A 23,413-nucleotide genomic window follows, 5' to 3' on the forward strand; every position below is an offset into this window, starting at 1 on the left:
TCTATGCAGGGGCGTCCCTGTGCGGGCATACCCAGGAGCGGTCCGCCATCGGGACAGAGCGGCCTCGAAATAGCCAGCGTTTGCGTCTATAACGCGTCTGCAATTAATGTGGGCGCCACGTGCTTCTGTCATCGTCTGGGAAGGTGCTCCCCATGCCGCTCGCGGTTCTCGCCCTCGCGATCGGGGCCTTCGGAATCGGAACGACCGAGTTCGTGATCATGGGCCTGCTGCCCGAGGTCGCGAGCGACTTCGGGGTCTCCATCCCCACCGCCGGCTTCCTGGTGACCGGCTACGCGCTCGGTGTCATGGTCGGCGCCCCGCTGATGACCGTGCTCGGCACCAAGATCTCCCGTAAGCGGACGCTGATGCTGCTGATGGGTCTGTTCATCGCCGGTAATCTGCTGTCCGCCCTCGCACCCACCTTTGGCGTCATGCTGATCGGCCGTGTGATCGCCTCACTCGCCCATGGGGCCTTCTTCGGTATCGGTTCGGTCGTCGCGGCCGATCTGGTGGCTCCCGACAGGAAGGCCGGAGCCATCGCGATGATGTTCACCGGACTGACCGTCGCCAACGTGGTCGGCGTCCCGCTGGGCACACTCGTCGGGCAGTCCGTCGGCTGGCGTGTCACCTTCGGGATCGTCGCCCTTCTGGGTGTGATCGGTCTGCTCGGTATCGCCAGGCTCGTCCCCGAGATGCCCAGAGTCGAAGGTGTGAGCCTGCGCCAGGAACTGGCCGCCTTCAAGAACGCGCAGGTCCTGCTCGCGATGGCGATGACAGTTCTGGGCTTCGGCGGCGTCTTCGCGGCCATCACCTACATCGCGCCGATGATGACTCAGGTCGCCGGCTTCGCGGACGGCTCGGTCAACTGGTTGCTGGTCTTCTTCGGCCTCGGCATGGTCGGCGGCAACCTCGTCGGCGGCAAGTACGCCGACCGCGCGCTGATGCCCATGCTCTACGTCTCTCTGGGCGCCCTCGCCGTCGTGCTCGCCCTCTTCACGCTCACCGCCCACGACAAGGCCCTGGCGGCCGTCACGATCGCGTTGATCGGTGCCCTGGGCTTCGCCACCGTACCGCCGCTGCAGAAGCGTGTCCTCGACCAGGCACGCGGCGCCCCGACCCTGGCCTCGGCCGTGAACATCGGCGCCTTCAACCTCGGCAACGCGCTGTCCGCCTGGCTCGGCGGCCTCGTCATCTCGGCGGGTCTCGGGTACACCGCTCCCAACTGGGTCGGTGCCGGCCTAGCTGCGGCCGCCCTGCTGCTCGCCTTCCTCTCGGCCGCTCTGGAACGCCGCCACAGCGGGCCCAGCAGGGTGGTTGCCGAAGCCCTGCCGACGGATCAGCGGGCTGCCACTCACCGCTGAGGCGCGCGGCTGCAGCGGACCACGAGCTCTCACGGCAAGCGCCGGTTCCCGAATCCCCTGGGAACCGGTGCTCGGAGCATCAGAATTCGGCCTGCCGGACCTCAGCTCGCCGCCACCGTCAGCGGCGCGAAGCGCCGGCTCCAGTCCCCTGGGAGTTCCGCCACGCTGTACGTCATGACGGCGTTGAAAGCGACGGATGCAAGGCCGTGCCCCTTCGCCCAGGCCAGCAGTTCCTCGTGCCGTACGTCGATGTCGGTGCGCAGCGGGCGGTCCGTGTGGGCGGCGAGAGAGCCGATCAGTGCCTTCGCCGTGCGTGTGTCGCGGGCGATCAGGGGCCCGACGACATGGGTGTCCATGTTGGGCCAGGCAGCCGCGTAGCCGATGATCCGGCCGTTCTCCTCAGCGACGCGCAACTGGTCGGCAAAGGCGGGCAGTCGGGTGATGATGTGCGTGCGATCGGCGCCGAACACCTTCTCATCGAGCCGGAGGATGCCGGTGAGGTCGTCGGCCGAGGCCGCACGAGTGGCGACCTCGGCCGACGATCCGCCCGGTGTGAAGTGTCCGCGCAGCATCTCGGCCCGTCCGGTGACCTTGAAGCCGAGTTCCTCATAGAGCGGGCGACCGTACGGCGTCGCGTGCATGATCAGCGGCGTAGTGCCCATCGCCGTGACGACGTGGCGCATCAGTCGGCGTCCGATGCCTTGGCGGGCATGCCTTTCGGCGACCAGCACCATGCCGATGGCCCCGAGATCAGGTTGGTCCTTTGGTCCGTACTCGGTGACCACGCAGGCGCTGACAAGTCCACCGTCGGGGTCGTCGATGCCGTAACCCTTCCCGGCCGTGAGGAGGAAGCCCCACTTGTGCTCCTCGCGTGGCCACCCCCGGTCCTCGGACAGGTCGGCGCAGGCGGTGAGGTCGCGACGCGTCAGACGGCGGATGGGCAGAGCGGTGGGGGAAGGAGTCGGCACGCAGGTCAGGCTGTCTGATGGGCGTCCTCGACGTCCACCTGTTTCCCGGGGGACCTACGAGCTTTTGGCCATGTCGTAAACAACTGCACAATCCAGAACAGCCCTGGCTGTTTCACGTGAAACATCGGCGAACGGCGCCCGTCCGGCGACCGCCCCGGGAGCCGGACAAGCGCACCGCTAGCCTCGGCGGCATGGCCAGACTTCATCTCTTCGACCTCGACGGCACGTTGTTGCACGGAAGCACCGCTCCCGTGGAGATTTCCCGGCAGCTCGGGCTGGAAGCCGAGGCGGTTGCCCTCGACCAGGCGATCGGGGCGGGGCTGATAGGGCCGCCCGAATACGCGGCGGAGGTGTACACGCTCTGGGCGGAACTCACCGAGGCTCATGTGGCGGCGGCATTCGAAGGTGCCCCATGGCTGGCGCGTATCCGCGAGGTCTGGGCGGAGATCAGGAACGGCGGCGACTACTGCGCCGTCGTGTCCCTCTCGCCCTCCTTCTTCGTGGAGAGGCTCATCGGCTGGGGCGCACATGCGGCGTACGGGTCCCGCTTCCCCGCGCTGCCGTTCACCGAGCCGGTGGACCCGGCCGGTGTGCTCAGCGCTGCGGCCAAGGTCCGGATCGCCGACCGGCTGTGCGAGGAGTTCGGCGTGGCGCGGGCCGACTGCATCGCCTATGGGGACTCGTTGTCGGACAAGGACCTGTTCGGGGTGGTGCCGGTCTCCGTCGCGGTCAATGCGGACAGTCATCTGGCCGGTATCTCGACCCACTCCTACATGGGCCGGGACCTGTGGGAAGCCTATGAATTGGTGCGGCACGCCCGGTAATTGAAGGAATCGATGGTTTGCCCCTCGCAGCATTCGTGGAGGAGGAGGGGGGACTTGTGTGCGGAGCGGCGGCCGGTATGGTCGACTCCGGTTCGCGTCCGGGTGAGGAGCCCCTCCTGTGCACCCCGACCGGGCCGAGAGCAGGGCAATGCAGCCTAACGGGACGGAGAGATCGAAGACCCACATTTCTGGTAATGGGACCGGGCGTCCATACCGGGTGGGACGCTGCGGTGAGTACTGCGGCCAATGTCACACTCTCGCCTTACTTGTCCGTACGGAGCCGGAACGCGGGTTGAATGTGGCCGCATTGGCTGTGGCGCCGGACAAGACAGCAAGCCGTCTGCGGGGGAAAGCAGGCACCTTCCGAACCAAGGAAGTGCGCAGACCGACCGAAAGATGTTCGAGGCGAGGCACACCATGGACGCTCCGACCACCACGCCGGCCGACAACGGCGCGTCCGCCGGCGGGAGCGGCTGGTTCACGCCGCGCAAGCAGCCGGTGACAACTCCGGGCGGCGAACATGAGCCCACCGACGGCCGTCGCCTGGCGGCGATGCGCCCGGTGGGCAGGACCGCGACCAACGCCGAAACGGACCCGCCGACGCCGGACACCGCACCGCCCGCCACGACGACCGACGGCGAACAGCCGCCCGCCGCGGCCACGGACGACACTCAGCCCACGACGGCGACAGTCGGCTCACCGCTGACCATCCCGGCCGATGTACCGCCCGCCGATCCGGCCGATGTACCGCCCGCCACCGCGACCGGCGAGCCCTCCGCAATACAGACCCCCGAGACAGCGCCCCTCATACCGGCCTCCGCCCCGACTTCGCGCGCTCCGGCTCCGCCCGTCCAATCCCCGGTTACGCAGGCATCGCTTGCCCGGACCTCACTCCTCACCCAGGCCGCTACCCCTGAAGTCCGGCCCGCCGAGCAGCTCGTACCCGCCCAGCGCCCCGTCCCGCAGCAGGACGCCTCCCCGGACGCCGTCCTCATCCGACGGACCATGACCGAGGTCGGCCCCGTGGCCGACAAGGTCACCTCGTATTTCTACGCGCTGCTCTTCGTACGTCATCCCGATCTCCGGTCGCTGTTCCCGGCCGCGATGGACACCCAGCGGGACCGTCTGCTCAAGGCACTGCTCACCGCGGCCGAGCACATAGACAACACCGAAGTCCTCGTCGAGTACCTGCAGAATCTCGGTCGCGGCCACCGCAAGTACGGCACCCGGGCCGAGCACTACCCGGCCGTCGGCGAGTGCCTCATCGGGGCGCTGAGCAAGTACGCCTCCGGTATCTGGACCCCGGAGCTGGAGGCGGCCTGGGTCCGGACGTACACGACCATCTCGCAGGTGATGATCGACGCGGCGGCGACGGACGAACTACGCGCCCCCGCCTGGTGGTACGCGGAAGTCGTGGCGCACGACCTCAGAACACCGGACGTCGCGGTCGTCACCGTCCGCCCCGACCAGCCCTATCCCTTCCTCGCCGGCCAGTACACGAGCGTGGAGACGCCCTGGTGGCCGCGGATCTGGCGGCACTACTCCTTCGCTTCCGTGCCCCGCTCCGACGGCCTGCTGTCGTTCCACGTGAAGGCTGTCCCCGCGGGCTGGGTCTCCAACGCCCTGGTGCACCGCGCCCGGCCCGGTGACATCATCCGGCTCGGCCCGCCCGCCGGTTCGATGACCGTCGACCACACCACCGACAGCGGGCTGCTCTGTCTGGGCGGCGGGACCGGCATAGCGCCCATCAAGGCACTCGTCGAGGACGTCGCCGAGCACGGCGAACGGCGCCCGGTCGAGGTGTTCTACGGCGCCCGCACCGACCTCGACCTCTATGACATCGACACCATGCTCAGACTCCAGCAGTCCCACCCGTGGCTCTCGGTCCGCGCGATCATCGACCAGCAGGCGCACCTCCAGCTCCCGGACGCCATACGCCAGTACGGGCCGTGGAACGAGTACGACGCCTACCTCTCCGGCCCGCCTGGAATGATCCGCAGCGGTGTACACGTGCTCAGGGACATCGGTATCCCGTCGGAACGCATACGGCACGACTCCGTGGAGGAGCTCGTCGCCACCGCTCAGTGACCGCTGGTCGGATATCAGCCCAGATCGGGGGCGTGCATGGCCCGTACGCCCTCGATGTTGCCGTCCAGGTAGTGCCGCAGCGACAGCGGTACGAGGTGGACCGAGGCGATCCCGACGCGAGTGAACGGCACGCGCACGATCTCGTACTCGCCGATGGGCTCGTCCACCTCGGGGCCGTGCCGCAGCGACGGGTCCATGGACTCCAGGTGGCAGACGAAGAAGTGCTGCACCTTCACGCCGGTCGCACCGCCGTCCTCCCCGATGTGCTCTACGGTGTCGACGAAACAGGGCACCACATCGGCGATCTTGGCGCCGAGCTCCTCGTACACCTCGCGGTGCAGGGCGTCGACGACGGTCGTGTCGTCAGGCTCGACCCCGCCGCCGGGGGTGAGCCAGTAGGGATCCATGCCGGGCTTGGTGCGCTTGATCAGAATCAGGTCGTCGCCGTCCAGCAGAATGGCTCGGGCGGTGCGCTTGACCACGGGTCGGACGGTCATGGGAGAAATGTGGCCCGGCTGGTTCCACGTGAAACATCGCGAAACGTCACCGAATGAGCTCACCGTGTGAGCAGCCCCGTGAGAGGTGGCTACCGGCGGCAAGGCGCGCCGGTGACCAGGGGAAATGCGAGGCTCAGCACCAGTCGCCCGACGCCCGCAGCAGCCACTCGTGGGCCCGTGCGATGTGCGGCATCGCCAGCGTGCCGGTGCGGACCACCAGAAAGTACGTCCGCAGGGGCGGCACCACCGGATCGTGCAGCGAAACGACCTCGCCACGTTCCAGGGCGGATGCGCACAGGTAGCGGGGCAGCACGGCGAGTCCGGCGCCTGCCGCAGCGCAGGCGAGGACCGCGCGCAGGTCGGGGACGATCACGGTGCCTGGGGCGGCCGGAAGCGAGTCGAAGACCGAAGCCCAGTAGCGGGAGATGAAGGGCAGCGACTCGTGCACCTCGACCACCGGGACGTTCTCCAGCGCGGGTGCCGACGTGGCTCCGGACTTGTTTTCCGACGACCGCCTCCCCTTGACCCCGGAGACGCCCTCCGACGCCTGCCGCGCCTTGACCGAGGTGACGTTCTCCAGGACCCGTGCCCCCTTGCGGCGCGGTTTCCCGGAGCCGAGCTGTTCTGCCCAGCGCGGGGCAGCGACCATGACGTGTTCTTCGTCGCAGAGCGCAGTCGCCGTGAGCAGCGCGCCGCGCGGACGGGCCGTACAGATGGCCAGATCGTGATGCCCGGCGGCCAGCCCTTCCAGGACTTCCTCGGCGTTCCCGAAGGAGGCGCGCAGGGCGAAGCTCTGGCCGTCCTCGCCGGTCAGCTCGGTGAGCGCCGGAAGCGCCCGCTCGGCGGTGAACTCGGGAGGGCCGGCCAGGTGCAGTGTCCGTAAGGAGGACTCGTCATCGAGCCCGGCCTCGGTGATCTCCACCAGGGCGTCGAGATGCGGTGCCGCCTTGTGGGCCAGCTCGTCGCCGATGGTTGTAGGAGTCACTCCACGGGCCTGGCGCAGGAACAGAGGGCGTCCCAGCTGCCGCTCCAGGGTGCGGATCTGCGAGGTGACGGCAGGCTGCGACAGGCCGAGCAGCGCGGCCGCGCGGGTGAAGGAACCGGCCCGGTGCACCGTCACAAAGGTGCGCAGCAAGGCCAGATCCATGGCGACGCCTCCTCTTCCCTGCCCTTCTCCCGGCCTCGAGGCAGGGCCCAACTATAAATATGTCGATAGGTCTCTGTCGCTACTGTGATTGGACACTGACACAGAGTCAACTAGCCTTGGTCGCGCGGTTCTTCGCGCGCAGAACCGGGACGGTCCGAGCCACGAGGGGGGAGGCTCGGACCGTCCGTTGTATGGAGCCGTGCACCGTCCGGAGCGGCCGCGCACGGGTCACTGGGACGATTCGTCCAGCGCGCGCATCACATCCGCCACCAGGTCATCCGGGTCCTCGGCACCCACCGAGAAGCGAATGAAACCGTCCGGCACAGCGTCTCCGCCCCAGCGCCCACGGCGTTCGGCCGTCGAGCGCACCCCGCCGAAGCTGGTTGCGTCGTCGACGAGCCGCAGCGCGTCGAGGAAACGGTCGGCACGCGCGCGCGTGGGGAGCGTGAACGAGACCACGCAGCCGAAGCGCCGCATCTGCTGCGAGGCGACCTTGTGCGAGGGGTCGCCGGACAGCCCTGGATAACGCAGCCCGGCCACCTCCGGGCGCTCCCGCAGCGCCTCCGCGAGCACCAGGGCGTTCGCGTTCTGCCGGTCTACCCGCAACTGGAGCGTGGCGATGGAGCGGTGGGCGAGCCAGGCCTCCATGGGCCCCGTGATCGCCCCGACGATCTTCCGCCAACGCCGTACGCCGGCCATGGCCTCGGGGTCGCGACCGGTGACGTATCCCAGCAGGATGTCCCCATGTCCCGTGAGCTGCTTGGTGCCGCTGGCCACGGAGAAGTCGGCGCCGAGCTCCAGCGGGCGCTGCCCGAGCGGTGTCGCGAGCGTGTTGTCGACCGAGACCAGGGCGCCACGCGCGTGTGCCGCCTCGGCGAGCCGCCGTATGTCGCACACGTCGAGCCCGGGATTCGACGGCGTCTCGATCCACAGCAGTTTCGCCCCGTCGAGGACGTCCAGCTGGGCGTCGCCGGCGGTGGGCGCCGTGCGCACCTCGATGCCGTACGCCTCCAGCTGCGCGCGCACGAGGGGCAGCGCCTGATAACCGTCACTGGGCAGGACCACCGCGTCCCCGGCCCGCAGCTGCGAGAAGAGCACCGAGGAGATGGCGGCCATGCCCGAGGCGAACACGAGCGTCTCGACGCCGTCCTGGCCGGGCGCCTCCAGCTCGCCGACGGCGCGCTCCAGCAGGGTCCAGGTGGGGTTGTCGTCGCGGCCGTAGCCGTACGGACCCGTCACCTCGCCCGGCAGATGGAAGTGGGCGGCGAACACCGGACCGGGCAGGGTCGGCTCGTGCTTGACCGGCTCGGGCAGCCCGGCCCGCACCGCACGCGTGCCGTCACCGCTCGCAGGGAGTCCCTGCCCACTCGAAACGCTCATGCCGCCCGCCCCTCCACGTCCTCGCGTACCGCGGCGAGCAGACCCTCGCTCGCTGCCTCCACCATCTCAAGGCATTCCTCGAAGCCGTCCATGCCCCCGTAGTACGGGTCCGGCACATCGAGGTCGCCGTCGGCGGCGGGGTCGTAGGAACGCAGCAGCTGGACCTTCTCCGCGTCCTGCGAGGTGGGTGCGAGACGCCTCAGGGCCTTGAGGTGGCCGGCGTCGAGGGCGATGACGAGGTCGAGGCGGGCGAACCACGACGGCTGGAACTGGCGGGCCGTATGGGTGCCGTCGTAGCCGCTGTTCTCGAGGACGGAGACGGTGCGCGGGTCGGCGTCGTCGCCCTCGTGCCAGCCACCTGTGCCGGCACTGTCGACCTCTACCAGGCCGCCGAGCCCGGCCTCCCGCACGTGGGCGCGGAAGACGGACTCGGCCATCGGGGAGCGGCAGATGTTGCCGGTGCAGACGAAGCAGACGCGGTATGTCATGGCGTAGTCAGTCCTCATCGGGCAGGACGACGTGGAGCGCCCAGGACACGATCGAGATGATCAGGCCGCCCAGGACGGCGGTCCAGAAGCCCTCGACGTGGAAGCTGAGGTCGAGCTTGTCGGCCAGCCAGGAGGTCAGCAGCAGCATCAGGGCGTTGACCACCAGGGTGATCAGGCCGAGGGTCAGGATGAACAGGGGGAAGGTGAGGACCTTCACGATGGGCTTGACCAGGAAGTTCACCAGCCCGAAGACCAGGGCGACGAGGATGAGCGTCCAGACCTTCTTGCCGGTGCTGTCGCCGGTCAGGGTGATCTTGTCGAGCAGCCAAACGGCGACCGCCAGGGCGCCCGCGTTGGCGATCGTCTTGACTACGAAATTCTTCATGTGTCTGATCGTGACAGAAGAGATCGGTTACGAGTACGGGCGAGGGCGGACAAAGTCGATGAAGGCATTCCGGTTGGACGAACTGGAGGCGGAGCGCGCCGCCAACGACGGCGCCTACCTGCAGTTCCTACGGGAGCGGAACATGTCGGTCGGCCTGTACGCCCTCGACGCGGGCGAGCGCGACCCGCAGCAGCCGCACAACCAGGACGAGGTCTACTTCGTCGTCAGCGGCCGCGCCGCGATCACCGTCGGCATGGAGACCACCCAGGTGGCGCGCGGCAGCGTGGTCTACGTCCCGGCCGGTGTCGCGCACAAGTTCCACCACATCAGCGAGGACCTGAGGGTGATGGTGGTGTTCTCTCCACCCGAGAGCTGACCTGCGACCTCGGGGTTCCCTAGGGGATCAGTCAGGGGCGGACAAGGGATGCGAGGCCCCCGCCGGGGCCCCTCCCGGCCCTAGCATCGAGTGCAGGACATCAGAAGATCCGGCATCAGACTGCCGGACACCAGAGAGGCGAGGGCAATGGGAGAGATCTTCACGGGACTGCCGTGGTGGGTGAAGTGGGTCGCGGTGCCGGTCATCGCCCTGGTCGTGTTCGGCGGGCTGATAGCCAGCGTCGTCGGCTTCGTCATCGGCCTGCTCTTCAAGGTGCTGGTCTTCGTGGCACTGGTCGGCGGACTGATCTACGTCGTACGGAAGTTCACGACGAGCTCCTCGTCACGCAGCGACTGGTGAACGGTCAACTCGGGGCAACCGGCGATCGGTAACAGCAATCACCGGTTCCCTCGGGCGAGGGAAGTTTCCCGGGCAGACGGTCTGCGAGCGGTGGCGGACGGTTAGAGTCCGGAACTCGTCGCGGGGACGACCCCGCGAGCGGCGTACACCCCCTCCCGTGTTCCCCCGCACGGGCTGCCCCCTCGCGCTCCGGGAGTGCCCCTTGGCCACGGTTGACACCGCATCCGTCCAATCCCACGTACCCACCGCACCCGCTCAGCCGCACGCATCCGCCGCGACCGGCACGGCGGACCTCCCGCCTACGGGAGCCCGCGTCCGGCCCCTCGAGCAGCCGGCCGTACTGCCCGCGCGGTCACGTCCGGCAACCCCTCCGACGCAGCGGCAGGCGACCGCGTCACCCACGCCGCCGCACTCCTCCACCCTCATCGGATCCGTCCAGCGCGCGATGCGTCTGCTGGAGTGCGTCGCCGAACACCAACACGGGGCGCCCGCCAAGCAACTGGCCCGTGAGGCGGGTCTGGCCCTCCCCACGGCCTACCACCTGCTTCGCACCCTCGTGCACGAGGGCTATCTGTGCCGCGACAAAGGGCTGTTCTTCCTCGGCGAGGCGGCCGAGCGGTTGGGCAGCAGTGGAGCCCGGCAGAAACGTCGCAGCACGGTCGCCGAGACGCTCGCACACTGGCGCGACGCGATCGGCGTACCCGTGTACTACGCGATGTACCGCGACGGCGAGATCGAGGTCGTGTGCGTCTCGGACAGCCCTGGCAACCCGGCGGTCGAGGAGTGGGCCGACTTCCGCGAGACCGGGCACGCCCATGCCATCGGGCAGTGTCTGCTGGCCCAGTTGGACGATGACGCCCGCCGCGACCACCTCGACCGCTACCCCGTGCAGTCCATCACCCCCTACACAGTGCGGGACAGCCACTCGATGCTGCGGCGGCTCGAACGCATGCGGCGGGCGGAACCGGTGACGGAACGGCAGGAGTACGCACTGGGCACGGTGTGCGCGGCGATTCCGATCACCGTGGGTAACTCTGCCGCGACGATGGCGATTTCTCTGCCCGCCCACCAAGCCGACCGGTTGCCTGCGGCAACGCAGCAATTGCAGGGTGCGCTGGCTCGGCTCCTAGGGTCACTCGCGATCTCTATCAGCATCTGAAAACTCACTCCTTGTGATCTGCCGTGCACGTTCAGCAAGATTCCATGAGTGTCAGAGGGACGATTCCCAGCCAGTCGACGTCAAGTGACGGGGTAGGCGATGCGCGAGTCCGTGCATGCAGAGGTCATGATGAGCTTTCTCGTCTCCGAGGAGCTCTCCTTCCGAATTCCGGTGGAGCTGCGCTACGAGACCTGCGATCCCTATGCCGTCCGGTTGACCTTCCATCTGCCGGGCGATGCCCCGGTGACCTGGGCCTTCGGCCGCGAGCTGCTGATCGACGGGGTGGGGCGGCCGTGCGGGGACGGGGACGTGCGGGTCTCGCCAGCCGAACCCGATTCGCTGGGCGATGTGCTGATCCGGCTTCAGGTCGGCAGCGACCAGGCGCTGTTCCGCTCGTCCACGGCTCCGCTCATCGCCTTCCTCGACCGTACCGACAAGTTGGTGCCGCTGGGCCAGGAAGGGGCGCACGGCGACTTCGACGCCCACCTCGACGAGGCGTTGGACCGCATCCTGGCGGAGGAGCAGAGCGCGGGCTGAGCGGTTCGGCGGAGAGGCGGCGGAACACTTCAGCGCGGACGTGGAGGAGTGCAGTAACGCTTCTGCGTGGGTGTCTCCAGTTCGGGCGGACGGCGGGTTCATGCTGAGGTCGGCGGGGTGGCCGGGGTCGGTCCGGTCGGCACCTCCGTCATACCGGCCGCGCCTCTTGCCTCAGTGCCTGCGCCGCCGTCCCTTCCCGCCGCGTGCCGGAGCCGGTCGGGCACCGGTCGTCGCCGCTTCCGTCGGCCCAGGAGAGCCAGGGGAGCCAGGCGACTTGGGCGCCCCCGTTGCCATCGTGCTCCCCGCCCCCGTCCGGTCGGCCGAGACGACCAGGGCCGCGAGGGCCGTGGTGACCGGTACCGAGGCGACCAGGCCGATCGAGCCCACCAGCGTGCGTACGATCTCCTCCGCGACCAGTTCGCTGTTGGCGACCGTTCCTACGCTGCTCTGCGCGATCGAGAACAGCAGCAGCAGCGGCAGCGCGGCACCCGCGTAGGCGAGGACGAGCGTGTTGACGACGGATGCGATGTGGTCGCGGCCGATACGGATGCCCGCGCGGTACAGCCCGCGCCAGCCCATCGACGGATTGGCCTCGTGCAGTTCCCAGACCGCCGAGGTCTGGGTGACCGTCACATCGTCGAGGACACCGAGCGAACCGATGATGACGCCGGCGAGCAGCAGACCGCTCATGTCGATCGACGGATACAGGCCGTGGATCAGGCCGGTGTTGTCGTCCGTGTTGCCGGTGAGCGCGGCCCAGCCGATGAACAGCGAGCCGAGGACGCCGATCAGCAGCAGCGAGATCAGAGTGCCGAGCACCGCCACGGACGTACGGGCCGACAGGCCGTGGCACAGGTACAGGGCGATCAGCATGATGGCGCTCGCCCCGACCACGGCCACGACCAGCGGATTCGAGCCCTGCAGGATCGCGGGCAGGACGAAGAAGTTCAGCAGCAGGAAACTGATGGCCAGCGCGACCAGGGCCATGACGCCCCGCAGCCGGCCCACGATCACGACGGCGAGCGCGAAGATGCCGGCGAGCAGCGCCATCGGGAGGCGGCGGTTGACGTCGGTGACCGAGTACTGCAGGTCCCTCGGCGCAGAGGGCTCGTAGGCGACCACGACCTTCTCGCCCTCGTGCAACTGCCGTGACTGGTCCGGCTGGACGATCTCCGTGAACGTACGACCCTTGTCCTTGCCCGTGTCGACCCGGATCGTCGCCCTCTTGCAGGTGCCGTTCGCCTGCTGCTGCGCGGACGAGCCCTCGGCGGTGGATGTGTCGCCGGTCGGAGTCTCCCCCGAGGCGTTCACCGATGAGCAACTCACGCTCTCGACCTCAGTGACCGTGGCCTGCTGGGTCTGCCGGTCGAAGCCGACGCCCGTGCGCTCGTGACCCGGAGCGCCACCGGGCCACAGCACCGCGAGCCCGACCAGGACGGCCGCGGCGAACGGGATCAGGATCGCCGCGATGACCTTGCGCAGGTGCTTGGAGACGGGTGCGGCCGGCCCATGACTGTGGCTGTGCGAGTGGCCGTGCCCCCCGCCGGCACCTGGACCCTCGGGCCCATGCCCACCACCGGAACCTGGACCCTCAGGCCCCTGCCCGCCTCCGGAACCGTGGCCCCCGGATCCGTGACCGTGACCGTGACCGGCACCAGAGCCGTGACCAGTCCCTTCGCCGTAACCCGGCCCTTCATCGTGACCGGGCCCATGACCGCCACGGTGCCCGTCGGCGACTCCGTCGCCATGGGTACGCCTGGCACCCCTGGCACCGAAAAACTCATGGCCGCCTTCATGGCTGCCTCCGCTGCCGCCACCAGGGCTGCCGCCACGGCCGTCGCCACGTCCGCGGTCGTCTCCGTTGCCGTGCCCGGCACCCGGCCTGCGGGGAGGCTCGGATGGCGGAAACGGGAACTGCTGTGTCGTGGTCACCGACCGATCATCGCAAGAACGACAGGGGCCCCCTGTTCACCGCGCCCGAATTGACGCTAGCGTGGAGGCACCTTTGTACACGCGGGAGCTCGGAGCACCGGGCTGAGAGGGCGCTGACCTCCGTCCCAGTCATGTTTCACATGAAACATCGCCTCAAGCGAGTGATGTTTCACACGAAACGTCGGCAGACGGAAGCCGCTGCGTCGACCGCCGAACCTGTTACCGGGTAATGCCGGCGTAGGGAGTAGGTCTCATGACCAACGAGGACGCACGCACGCCTGCCTCCGAGCAGAACGAGCTCAGCGAGGAGAGCGGGAAGTCCATCGGCTGGCACAAGGCGTACGTCGAGGGCTCACGCCCCGATCTGCGGGTGCCGGTCCGTCAGGTGCACCTCACCAACGGGCAGTCGGTCACGCTGTACGACACGTCGGGCCCGTACACCGATCCACTGACCGAGACGGATGTCCGCAGGGGCCTGTCGCCGCTGCGGGAGAACTGGATCATCGCCCGCGGTGACACCGAGGAGTACGCGGGCCGTCCCGCCCGTCCCGAGGACGACGGGATCAAGCACACCTCGCCGCGAGGTGGTCTGCGCAACCTCGACGCGGTCTTTCCCGGGCGGCCGCGCCTGCCGCGCCGCAGCAGGGACGGCAACGCGGTCACACAGCTCGCGTACGCCCGCCGGGGCGAGATCACTCCTGAGATGGAGTTCGTGGCCGTTCGGGAGGACGTTTCGCCCGAGGTCGTGCGGGAGGAGATCGCGGCGGGCCGAGCCGTGCTGCCGGCCAACGTCAACCACCCGGAGATCGAGCCGATGATCATCGGCAAGCGGTTCCTGGTGAAGGTCAATGCCAACATCGGCAACTCCGCGGTGACGTCCTCCATCGAGGAGGAGGTCGAGAAGATGACCTGGGCGACCCGCTGGGGCGCCGACACGGTCATGGACCTGTCCACCGGCCGCAACATCCACACCACCCGCGAATGGGTGCTGCGCAACTCCCCCGTCCCCATCGGCACGGTGCCGCTCTATCAGGCGCTGGAGAAGGTCGACGGGCGCGCGGAGGAACTGACCTGGGAGATCTACAAGGACACGGTCGTCGAACAGGCCGAGCAGGGCGTGGACTACATGACGGTCCACGCGGGCGTGCGCCTGCCGTACGTACCGCTGACCGCCAATCGCAAGACCGGCATCGTCTCCCGCGGCGGCTCGATCATGGCCGCCTGGTGCCTCGCGCACCACAAGGAGAGCTTCCTGTACGAGAACTTCGAGGAGCTCTGCGAGATCCTCGCCGCCTATGACGTCACGTACTCGCTCGGCGACGGCCTCCGGCCGGGCTCCATCGCGGACGCCAACGACGAAGCACAGTTCGCGGAGTTGCGCACGCTCGGGGAACTCAACCGGATCGCGAAGCGTTTCAATGTTCAGACCATGATCGAGGGCCCGGGACATGTCCCGATGCACAAGATCAAGGAGAACATCGACCTTCAGCAGGAGATCTGCGATGAAGCTCCGTTCTATACGCTCGGCCCGCTGACCACGGACGTCGCGCCGGCGTACGACCACATCACCTCCGGCATCGGTGCCGCGATGATCGCCTGGTGGGGCACGGCCATGCTCTGCTATGTCACGCCCAAGGAGCACTTGGGCCTGCCCAATCGTGACGACGTCAAGACCGGCGTCATCACCTACAAGATCGCCGCCCACGCAGCCGACCTCGCCAAGGGGCATCCAGGTGCACAGGAGTGGGACGACGCGCTGTCGGACGCCCGCTTCGAGTTCCGGTGGGAGGACCAGTTCAACCTCGCACTCGACCCGGACACGGCACGGGAGTTCCACGACGAGACGCTGCCGGCCGAGCCTGCGAAGACGGCGCACTTCTGCTCCATGTGCGGGCCGAAGTTCTGCTCGATGAAGATTAGCCAATCCATCACAAAGCAGTTCGGTGGCACGGCGGCGGCCGGCGCGACGGCGGAGGAGGTCGCTGAGGGGATGCTGCAGAAGTCGAAGGAGTTCGCGGCGAGCGGGAACCGGGTGTATCTGCCCCTGGCGGAGTAGTCGTAGCCCTGGGAGGACGGCCCGCCCCTCTGAGTAGAGCGGCGGGCCGATCTGCTTCGCGTGGAGCACGATTGCTCGCGACCCACAGGTGGATGCAACACTTCGAGCCCTCCTATCAGCGGGCTCGGAGATGGAGCCCAGCCAGACGGGGGAGTCGCCGATGCATCTCGCTCGCGTCATCGAAGTCGAAGTCTTCGCCCATGTCTGATGCCTCGGTCTTGTGCGCCTCAACTGACCGGTACTCAGCCCAGGCTTCGTAGAAGGCATCTGGGTTTCCTGTCAGGCGCTCGAAGGCGCCGCTGGCGACGTAGTTCACGTCCTCGTAGAACAGGGCCCCGTCTTCGTGGCCGTCGGCGGCTTCGATGACTGCGGGGTGTTCGGCAAGGTTGTCGGGATTGAAGGCCGCGCGCTCATACCAGTCTCGGCCCTGCGCGATCACTCCCGCTCGGAAGTCCATGAAGCTGTCGTCGGAGCAGCCGCCCCCGATGAGGTATGCCGCCGCCCAGACATCCCAACGGTAGAGAGCATCGTGCAGTTCATCGAACCGCTCGGCGTACTGGAGGATCTCCAGCGGAGGGAGGTCGGCCAGGAGGTTCACCAAAGCCTCGTCGAAGGACACGGCGGATGCGCCGACCGAGGTGCGCGCGGTTTCGATGAGGCTCCAGAACTGATCGATGTCCATGAGGCTGCACCCTGCCATCCCCCTATGACAATCAGGACGCCCGGCAGAGGCTGGCCGTCCTCCAGGTGTGTGGGGGCGACGACGCTTGTCGGCGGTGGGTCTGATTCTGGTCTGAAGCCGTCCTCGATGAAGATCTCCCAGGACATCCGCCGCCGGCACGGCGGGAACCAGGAGGAGATCGAAGAGGGCATGGCGCAGAAGTCCAAGGAGTTCGCGGCGGCGGGCAACCGCGTGTATCTGCCGATCGCGGACTGACGGCGGTCTTCTGCCGCCGAATCCTCCGGGGCAATGGCTCGGCGCCGCCGACGAGTTCGTCGTCGTCGGCCCGCCCTCGGCCGGGGGCCGGGTCTTCGGCTTGCGCTCCCCGGGTGGGGGCGCAAGCCGAGGGGCTGCTCCGGCTAATCCGGCTGGTGTTCCGGCCCCCCGAAGTCCGGGCTCGAGTAGTCCGGGCTCGTGAAGCTGGGGCGGGAGCCCGAGGCGCCGTCGTCCGGGCTGCTGAAGCCCGGGCGGTCGTAGCCGAGGTGTGGCATGCGGCTGGTCGGCGCCGGTGGTGTCGCACGGTGGTGCAGTGCGGCGCTGCCGGGGTCGGCGAGCGCCTCCCGGAGGAACGGCAGGATGCCGCGCTCCAGCATCGCTTCGCACCAGGCTTCTTTGGCCCGGGCCACCTCCTCGCTCATCACGCCGTACGGCCCGGCTTCGAGCGAGGGCCGGTTGCGCAGCGCGGTGAGCAGCAGTCCGACGGCGGCGACGAGGATCGCGGCCGCGGTCATCGCGCCGAACACCCAGCCGGTGGTGAGCATGGTCTGGGCGAACGCCGGCTCGGGGTCGAGCATCTTCAGGATGTAGCCCACGAGCAGGAAGATCGCCGCGGCCGTTCCGGCGAGGACGGGTGCCAGGACCGCGACGACGGCGACAGCCCCCGCTCCGGTCTCGGCGACCTCTCCCATGGTGGTGGCGAGCCCCATCGTGCTCGAGCCCGATTCCGCGGAGCCGGTCTCACGCGTGGACGACGGGGTGGACGGCGCCGGTTGGCGCAGTTCCTCGCGGACCTTCACGTAGTGCTGGTACTCGGTCGCCGCGGCCGCCGTGATGAGTGCGGTGGCGTTGAGCGCCATGGTGCGCAGCTGTTCAGTGTTGAGCCGCTGACCGACAGCGGCCAGTTCGGGACGGTGTGGGGCGGAGCGCAGCGCCTCGTCGAGGATCCGCTCGTATTCCTGGCGGTCCTCGCTCAGCAGGTGCTGCGGAACGCTGTTCATGTGCATCCCCCGATGCTCCGTAGGGCTTGGGGCTCGCACGCTGACGAGCCGTCGGGCAGAAACGGAGGGGAGCCTGCTACGGATAAGCCGATGGTAGAGCGATGACGGCACGCCGTGACAGGGGGTTTACCGAAAATGCCCTCTGGTCGGCACCACCGTCGATCAGTCCGTCACGGAGAACGCCTGCCCTGTGAACGTTCAGATATCCAGAGGAAGTTGTTGGACCAGCAGCTTTCCGGCCATGGTCACTCCGCCGTCCATCGCGATGGCGAGCCCGTCGGCGTAGACGTGCGGCCCCTCGACCAGCTGCGTGGCCGGATCCTCGCCCTCTTCCGAGCCGACCTCGCCGAGGAGGTACGGAATGGGGCTGTGACCGTGAACGATGCGGGTGCCGCCGTATGTGTCGAGCAGGGAGCGTACGGCGTCGGCGCCGCCTTCGTCGCGGAAGGAGAAGCGCTTGGTGAACTTGCGGAACAGGTCCCACACCTCGTCCGCGTCGTTGCGTGTGATCGTCTCGCGGACGGTGTCGTTGACCTCTTCGATGGAGCGGCCGTAGTCGAGATATGCGGTGGTGTCGGAGTGGACGAGCAGATGGCCGTCGACCTCCTCGATGGCGTCGAGGCGCGCCATCCACTGGAGGTGGTGGTCCTGGAGGCGGTCCATGTCGCTCTTCTGGCCGCCGTTGAGCAGCCAGGCGGCCTGGAAGGTGGCGGTTCCCGCGCCCGAGTTGACGGGGGTGTCGCCGAACCGCTTGGCGCCGAGCAGCAGCAGTTCGTGGTTGCCCATGAGGGCCTTGCAGTATCCGCCGGCCGCGGCGGCCTCGGCGGACAGCCGCATCACGAGGTCGATGACGCCAATGCCGTCGGGCCCGCGGTCGGTGAAGTCGCCGAGGAACCACAGCCGGGCGGTGCCCGCGCACCAGTTCCCCGCGGAGTCGACGAGGCCCTTCTCCTGGAGGGCGGCCACCAGTTCGTCGAGATAGCCGTGCACGTCTCCGACGACGTAGAGCGGCCCGGGGCCGGTCGTCGGCTGCGAGCCGGGTACGGCCGCGGGGTCGATGTGCACCTGGAGCGTGTCACCCCGGTTGATGACCGGCAGGTCGCGCTCGGTCGGCGTGTACCCCTCGGGGTGGTCCACCGGTTCGTCGACCGGCCGGACGGCCTCGCCGGCGGGCACGTCAGGGGGGTACGGACCGGTCTCGTGGACGTACGCGGGCACCCGGAAGTCGCGCAACGTCGCCGCCCGCTCCACCTCGGGTCCCTGACCGGCCCCCTGAGTCATCAGACCCCTCCACCATCACGCCGCATCTGCACCTCTTCGGACTGCCTGGTCGCAGCGGCCCGCGGTGTCGTGCGCCCATCATAGGAATGCGGATCGCGCCATGTGATGACCCAGGGGTGGTGAATCGGAACAGGACTCCAGCTCACCGCGGCTTTCGCCCCGATTGGGCAGGGCTTCGACCTCCTGGCGATCGCCCTTGCCCCGCCCCGGGGATTGCGCTTTCCCGCTCCGGCCGCCCTGGCGCGCTACTTCTTCTCGGCCGACCGCGGCGGACTGACGGTCGTCCGGGGAGGACGTCGCTGGGACGAGGTACGCACGATCAGCTCGGTCGGTATCACCTGCTCGACCGGCTGGTCCGAGTCGACACCCTCGATGGCGTCGATGAGGAGTTGGACCACCGCGGTGCCGATACGGCGCGGCTTCAGGGAGAGCGTGGTGATGGGCGGTTCGGTGTTGGCGTACACGGTGGACTCGCTGCAGCAGACCAGAAGGAGATCGTCGGGTACGCGCAGTCCGTAGCGCCGGGCGGCGGCCAGCAGGTCGGTGCCGTTCGGGTCGAACAGTCCGTACACGGCGTCGGGCCGGTCGGGGCGGGCGAGCAGCCGGTCGGCGGCGACGGCGCCCGCGCACGGATCGTGCGCCGGGTAGGCCTCGTACACCGGATCCTGGCCGACGCGCTCGCACCAGCGCAGGTACGCGGTGGTCGACAGATGGGTGTACGTGTCCGTCGTGGTGCCGGTCAGCAGGCCGATGCGGCGGGCGCCGGCGTCGGCCAGATGGTCGAGGATGCCGAGTACGGCCGCCTCGTGGTCGTTGTCGACCCAGGCGGTCACCGGAAGCGTGCCGGCCGGGCGGCCGTCGGAGACGACCGGTAGACCCTGCCGGACCAGTTCGCTGACGACCGGGTCGTGGTCGGACGGGTCGATGACGACCGTGCCGTCCAGGGCGACGTTCGACCACACGTCGTGACGGGAGGTCGCGGGGAGGATGACGAGGGCGTAGCCGCGGGCGAGCGCGGCCGAGGTGGCGGCGCGTGCCATCTCGGCGAAGTACGCGAACTCGGTGAAGGTGAAAGGTTCATCCCCGTACGTCGTCACGGTCAGGCCGATCAGTCCCGACTTGCCGGTGCGGAGTGTGCGGGCGGCGGCCGACGGGCGGTAGCCCAGCCGGTCGGCGACCTCGCGGACATGCCGTCGGGTGGCGTCCGGGAGCCTGCCCTTCCCGTTGAGGGCGTCGGAGACGGTCGTGATGGAGACTCCGGCGGCGGCGGCGACGTCTCTGATGCCCGCCCGGCTCGGCCGGCTTCCTCGACGTGAGGTTTCCGCGCGGCTCACCTGGTGCTTCCCTGCTGCTGTCATGGCGAGCCGATAGTAGGGCTCATGCGGTGGGGTAGGGCGGACGCATATGCACGCGTTGACAGGCACGTTTCTGCAAGGTCTTCTGGTATCAAATACCTTGGAAACCAAGGGAGTTGGACCATAAAATGTTAGGACGTGACTTGTCGGCCCGTGCAAGCCTGCCAAGTGGCCCATGTTTCGAAGAGGTCTCAACTCACCTCTACGAGGGATGCGCGCTACGGCGTGAGCCACCGGCGCATAGATATATGTGACAGCGCCCCCGGATTCGTCTGCCTTCGGGCGGTGATGCCCCTGATGCCGGTGTGGTGGATGAGGTCGGTGCCGACCTGTACGCAGCCGCGCCGAATCCTCATAAGGTGAGGAGCATTGGAAGTCGGCGGTGGTGATGGGCCGCCAGTGGTCGCGAGGAGGACTGCGGTGAGCGAGACGAGCCCCAAGCTGCGCGCCGAGCTGGAGGGGATCCCCGCCTACAAGCCGGGCAGGCCGGCGGCGGCCGGCGGCCCGGTGGCCTACAAGCTGTCCTCCAACGAGAACCCCTATCCGCCGCTGCCCGGCGTGATGGAGAGGGTGACCGCCGCGGTCTCGTCGTTCAACCGCTACCCGGACATGGCGTGCACGGGCCTGATGAACGAGCTGTCCGAGCGCTTCGCCGTCCCCCTGTCCCACCTGGCCACCGGCACCGGCTCGGTCGGCGTGGCGCAACAGCTGGTCCAGGCGACCTCCGGCCCCGGCGACGAGGTGATCTACGCCTGGAGGTCCTTCGAGGCGTACCCGATCATCACGCAGATCAGCGGTGCGACGTCGGTGCAGGTGCCGCTGACGCCGGGTGATGTGCACGACCTGGACGCCATGGTGGACGCGATCACCGACCGGACACGGCTGATCTTCGTCTGCAACCCCAACAACCCGACGGGCACGGTGGTACGGCAGGCCGGGCTGGAGCGTTTCCTCGACCGGGTGCCGGGTGATGTCCTGGTCGTGCTCGACGAGGCCTACCGCGAGTTCATCCGCGACACCGAGGTGCCGGACGGGGTGCAGCTGTACCGCGAGCGACCGAACGTCTGCGTGCTGCGCACGTTCTCCAAGGCGTACGGCCTCGCCGGCCTGCGCGTCGGGTTCGCGATCGCCCATGAGCCTGTGGCGGCGGCGCTGCGCAAGACGGCTGTGCCCTTCGGTGTGAGCCAGCTCGCGCAGGACGCGGCGATCGCCTCGCTGCAGGCCGAGGACGAACTGCTCGGCCGGGTCGGCTCGCTGGTGTGCGAGCGCACGCGCGTGGTCGAGGCGCTGCGAGCCCAGGGCTGGACGGTGCCCGAGACGCAGGCCAACTTCGTGTGGCTGCGGCTGGGGGAGCACACGGTCGCGTTCGCGGCGGCGTGTGAGCAGGCGGGTGTGGTGATCAGGCCGTTCCCGGGCGAGGGCGTGCGGGTCACGGTCGGGGAGAACGAGGCGAACGACATCTTCCTGAAGGTGGCGGAGGGATTCCGCAAGGAGCTGTAGGACTGCCCTGTCCCAGGGGCGGCGTCTGCTGGGCGCCTCGGTTTCACGTGGAACCGAGGTGCCCTTCTCATGCCAGGGCTCATTGGTCCCTCCCTGATGGGCCCCTCGGTCCGACCTAGGGACCCCCGCCTCTCCAGTATCGAACGGCCATGCTGCATAATTGCTTGTGAATGTGAACGCGTTCACAAGCGTCCCGGTTGCTCCAATGATGTGTGTGACAAAAGGGGCAAACAGCCGCTGCAGCATGGCGACGTAAGGAGAAAGACGACGTGGACCTGGCTCTGGCGCCGGAGACACTGGCGCGATGGCAGTTCGGCATCACCACCGTCTACCACTTCCTGTTCGTCCCTCTGACGATCTCGCTGGCCGCTCTCACGGCCGGCCTGCAGACCGCGTGGGTGCGCACGGAGAAGGAGAAGTACCTCAAGGCCACCAAGTTCTGGGGCAAGCTCTTCCTGATCAACATCGCGATGGGCGTCGTCACCGGCATCGTGCAGGAGTTCCAGTTCGGCATGAACTGGTCCGACTACTCGCGCTTCGTCGGTGACATCTTCGGCGCCCCGCTCGCCTTCGAGGCACTGATCGCCTTCTTCTTCGAGTCGACCTTCATCGGCCTGTGGATCTTCGGCTGGGACAAGCTGCCCAAGAAGATCCATCTGGCCTGCATCTGGATGGTCTCGATCGGCACGATCCTGTCGGCGTACTTCATCCTCGCGGCCAACTCGTGGATGCAGCACCCGGTCGGCTACAAGATCAACGAGGCGAAGGGGCGGGCCGAGCTCACCGACTTCTGGCTGGTGCTGACCCAGAACACCGCCCTGGCCCAGGCGTTCCACACGCTCACCGCGGCCTTCCTCACCGGTGGCGCCTTCATGGTCGGCATCTCCGCCTTCCACCTGCTGCGCAAGAAGCACATCCGCGAGATGAAGACATCACTGCGGCTCGGTCTGGTCACCGTTGTCGTCGGTGGCCTGCTCACCGCCGTCAGCGGGGACACGCTCGGCAAGATCATGTTTGAGCAGCAGCCGATGAAGATGGCCGCCGCCGAGGCACTGTGGGACGGCGAGGCGCCCGCGCCGTTCTCCGTCTTCGCCTACGGCGACGTCGACGCCGGCCACAACAAGGTCGCCATTGAGATTCCGGGGCTGCTGTCCTTCCTGGCCAATGACGACTTCACCTCGCACGTTCCGGGCATCAACGACGTCAACAAGGCCGAGCAGAAGAAGTTCGGTCCCGGCGACTACCGGCCCAACATCCCGGTCGCCTACTGGGGCTTCCGCTGGATGATCGGCTTCGGCATGGCGTCCTTCACCATCGGGCTGGCCGGGCTCTGGCTCACCCGCAAGAAGTTCCTGCTGCCGCAGCACCTCAGGGTCGGCGACGACGAAGTGCCGCACCTGGTCCTCTTCAGGAAGAAGCCGCTCGGCCCGACCCTCACCACGTGGTACTGGCGCATCGCGATCTGGACCTTGGCCTTCCCGCTGATCGCCAACTCCTGGGGCTGGATCTTCACCGAGATGGGCCGTCAGCCGTGGGTCGTCTACGGCGTGCTGCAGACCCGGGACGCGGTCTCCCCCACGGTCTCCCAGGGAGAAGTCATCACCTCGATGATCGTCTTCACCACCCTGTACGCCATCCTCGCCGTGATCGAGGTGAGGCTGCTCGCGAAGTACATCAAGGCCGGACCGCCCGAGCTCACCGAGGCCGACCTCAACCCGCCCACGAAGATCGGCGGCGACTCCCGTGACGCCGACAAGCCGATGGCCTTCTCGTACTAGGCC

General features: G+C 68.2%; 21 protein-coding genes, 1 pseudogene and 1 riboswitch. Of the genes and pseudogenes, 11 read left to right on the forward strand and 11 right to left on the reverse strand.

Annotated elements, in window-relative coordinates; all coding sequences use genetic code 11:
- Window positions 1-152: 152 nt before the first annotated feature.
- Window positions 153-1,361 carry an MFS transporter gene (locus tag ACFYO2_RS16570; RefSeq protein ID WP_388349147.1) on the forward strand — a complete coding sequence of 403 codons (1,209 nt, stop codon included), beginning with the start codon at window positions 153-155 and terminating at the stop codon, window positions 1,359-1,361.
- Between the two features lie 101 nt (window positions 1,362-1,462).
- Here the strand turns inward: ACFYO2_RS16570 and ACFYO2_RS16575 are convergent, their stop codons facing one another.
- Window positions 1,463-2,329 (reverse strand): GNAT family N-acetyltransferase, encoded by an 867-nt coding sequence (locus tag ACFYO2_RS16575; RefSeq protein WP_388349149.1) that lies wholly within the window; start codon window positions 2,327-2,329, stop codon window positions 1,463-1,465.
- Between the two features lie 191 nt (window positions 2,330-2,520).
- On the opposite strand from ACFYO2_RS16575, the gene ACFYO2_RS16580 reads away from it, so the two are divergent.
- Entirely contained in the window at window positions 2,521-3,153 is a 633-nt protein-coding gene (locus ACFYO2_RS16580) for an HAD family hydrolase (protein WP_388349151.1), read from the forward strand.
- Window positions 3,154-3,570: 417 nt separating this feature from the next.
- Window positions 3,571-5,241: a globin domain-containing protein gene (locus tag ACFYO2_RS16585; protein ID WP_388349153.1), complete on the forward strand. Its 1,671-nt coding sequence runs from the start codon at window positions 3,571-3,573 to the stop codon at window positions 5,239-5,241.
- Between the two features lie 14 nt (window positions 5,242-5,255).
- On the opposite strand, the gene ACFYO2_RS16590 is transcribed toward ACFYO2_RS16585, so the two are convergent.
- From ACFYO2_RS16590 to ACFYO2_RS16610, 5 genes are all read right to left on the reverse strand, one after another.
- Window positions 5,256-5,738 carry an NUDIX domain-containing protein gene (locus tag ACFYO2_RS16590; RefSeq protein WP_388349155.1) on the reverse strand — a complete coding sequence of 161 codons (483 nt, stop codon included), beginning with the start codon at window positions 5,736-5,738 and terminating at the stop codon, window positions 5,256-5,258.
- A 133-nt stretch (window positions 5,739-5,871) separates the two neighbouring features.
- Window positions 5,872-6,885: a LysR family transcriptional regulator gene (locus tag ACFYO2_RS16595; RefSeq protein WP_388349158.1), complete on the reverse strand. Its 1,014-nt coding sequence runs from the start codon at window positions 6,883-6,885 to the stop codon at window positions 5,872-5,874.
- Window positions 6,886-7,113: 228 nt separating this feature from the next.
- Window positions 7,114-8,265: a cystathionine gamma-lyase gene (locus tag ACFYO2_RS16600; protein WP_388349160.1), complete on the reverse strand. Its 1,152-nt coding sequence runs from the start codon at window positions 8,263-8,265 to the stop codon at window positions 7,114-7,116.
- Entirely contained in the window at window positions 8,262-8,753 is a 492-nt protein-coding gene (locus ACFYO2_RS16605; protein WP_388349161.1) for a low molecular weight protein-tyrosine-phosphatase, read from the reverse strand. Before ACFYO2_RS16605 ends, ACFYO2_RS16600 begins: the two co-directional genes overlap by 4 nt.
- Before the next feature lie 7 nt (window positions 8,754-8,760).
- Window positions 8,761-9,138, reverse strand: a complete 378-nt coding sequence (locus ACFYO2_RS16610; protein ID WP_030665982.1) for a phage holin family protein — start codon at window positions 9,136-9,138, stop codon at window positions 8,761-8,763.
- Between the two features lie 58 nt (window positions 9,139-9,196).
- Between ACFYO2_RS16610 and ACFYO2_RS16615 the strand changes: the two genes are divergently transcribed.
- The 4 genes from ACFYO2_RS16615 to ACFYO2_RS16630 all read left to right on the forward strand — a co-directional run bounded on the left by ACFYO2_RS16615 (window position 9,197) and on the right by ACFYO2_RS16630 (window position 11,570).
- Window positions 9,197-9,514, forward strand: coding sequence for a cupin domain-containing protein (locus ACFYO2_RS16615; RefSeq protein WP_266436733.1), 318 nt, complete (start codon window positions 9,197-9,199; stop codon window positions 9,512-9,514).
- Between the two features lie 147 nt (window positions 9,515-9,661).
- Window positions 9,662-9,874, forward strand: coding sequence for a DUF5326 family protein (locus tag ACFYO2_RS16620; RefSeq protein WP_388349163.1), 213 nt, complete (start codon window positions 9,662-9,664; stop codon window positions 9,872-9,874).
- 340 nt (window positions 9,875-10,214) lie between these two features.
- Window positions 10,215-11,033 (forward strand): IclR family transcriptional regulator, encoded by an 819-nt coding sequence (locus tag ACFYO2_RS16625; protein WP_388349613.1) that lies wholly within the window; start codon window positions 10,215-10,217, stop codon window positions 11,031-11,033.
- A 99-nt stretch (window positions 11,034-11,132) separates the two neighbouring features.
- A complete protein-coding gene (locus ACFYO2_RS16630; protein WP_388349165.1) occupies window positions 11,133-11,570 on the forward strand; it encodes an SsgA family sporulation/cell division regulator in 438 nt (145 codons plus the stop codon).
- A 171-nt stretch (window positions 11,571-11,741) separates the two neighbouring features.
- Here the strand turns inward: ACFYO2_RS16630 and ACFYO2_RS16635 are convergent, their stop codons facing one another.
- Window positions 11,742-13,502, reverse strand: a complete 1,761-nt coding sequence (locus tag ACFYO2_RS16635) for a YibE/F family protein (protein WP_388349167.1) — start codon at window positions 13,500-13,502, stop codon at window positions 11,742-11,744.
- Window positions 13,503-13,573: 71 nt separating this feature from the next.
- Window positions 13,574-13,763: riboswitch (TPP riboswitch) on the forward strand.
- Here ACFYO2_RS16635 and thiC point away from each other — a divergent pair.
- On the forward strand, window positions 13,756-15,558 hold the full coding sequence (thiC, locus tag ACFYO2_RS16640; protein WP_388349169.1) for a phosphomethylpyrimidine synthase ThiC: 1,803 nt from the start codon (window positions 13,756-13,758) through the stop codon (window positions 15,556-15,558). It overlaps the preceding riboswitch by 8 nt.
- Before the next feature lie 115 nt (window positions 15,559-15,673).
- Here thiC and ACFYO2_RS16645 read toward each other — a convergent pair whose 3' ends face one another.
- A complete protein-coding gene (locus ACFYO2_RS16645; protein ID WP_388349171.1) occupies window positions 15,674-16,240 on the reverse strand; it encodes a DUF4240 domain-containing protein in 567 nt (188 codons plus the stop codon).
- A gap of 108 nt (window positions 16,241-16,348) precedes the next feature.
- Here ACFYO2_RS16645 and ACFYO2_RS16650 point away from each other — a divergent pair.
- Window positions 16,349-16,495 (forward strand): annotated as a pseudogene (locus tag ACFYO2_RS16650) (thiamine biosynthesis protein ThiC); the annotation flags it as partial.
- A gap of 143 nt (window positions 16,496-16,638) precedes the next feature.
- Here the strand turns inward: ACFYO2_RS16650 and ACFYO2_RS16655 are convergent.
- The 3 genes from ACFYO2_RS16655 to ACFYO2_RS16665 all read right to left on the reverse strand — a co-directional run bounded on the left by ACFYO2_RS16655 (window position 16,639) and on the right by ACFYO2_RS16665 (window position 20,135).
- Entirely contained in the window at window positions 16,639-17,502 is an 864-nt protein-coding gene (locus ACFYO2_RS16655) for a hypothetical protein (RefSeq protein WP_388349173.1), read from the reverse strand.
- A 192-nt stretch (window positions 17,503-17,694) separates the two neighbouring features.
- The gene (locus tag ACFYO2_RS16660) at window positions 17,695-18,777 is read right to left on the reverse strand and encodes a metallophosphoesterase (RefSeq protein ID WP_388349175.1); all 1,083 of its coding nucleotides are present in this window, start codon (window positions 18,775-18,777) and stop codon (window positions 17,695-17,697) included.
- Window positions 18,778-19,022: 245 nt separating this feature from the next.
- On the reverse strand, window positions 19,023-20,135 hold the full coding sequence (locus tag ACFYO2_RS16665; protein WP_388349177.1) for a LacI family DNA-binding transcriptional regulator: 1,113 nt from the start codon (window positions 20,133-20,135) through the stop codon (window positions 19,023-19,025).
- Between the two features lie 417 nt (window positions 20,136-20,552).
- On the opposite strand from ACFYO2_RS16665, the gene hisC reads away from it, so the two are divergent.
- Entirely contained in the window at window positions 20,553-21,632 is a 1,080-nt protein-coding gene (gene hisC / locus ACFYO2_RS16670) for a histidinol-phosphate transaminase (protein ID WP_388349179.1), read from the forward strand.
- A 269-nt stretch (window positions 21,633-21,901) separates the two neighbouring features.
- Window positions 21,902-23,410, forward strand: coding sequence for a cytochrome ubiquinol oxidase subunit I (locus tag ACFYO2_RS16675; protein ID WP_388349181.1), 1,509 nt, complete (start codon window positions 21,902-21,904; stop codon window positions 23,408-23,410).
- The last annotated feature ends 3 nt before the right edge of the window (window positions 23,411-23,413 follow it).

The sequence above is a fragment of the Streptomyces sp. NPDC006602 genome, assembly GCF_042870385.1.
Taxonomy (GTDB): Bacteria; Actinomycetota; Actinomycetes; order Streptomycetales; family Streptomycetaceae; genus Streptomyces.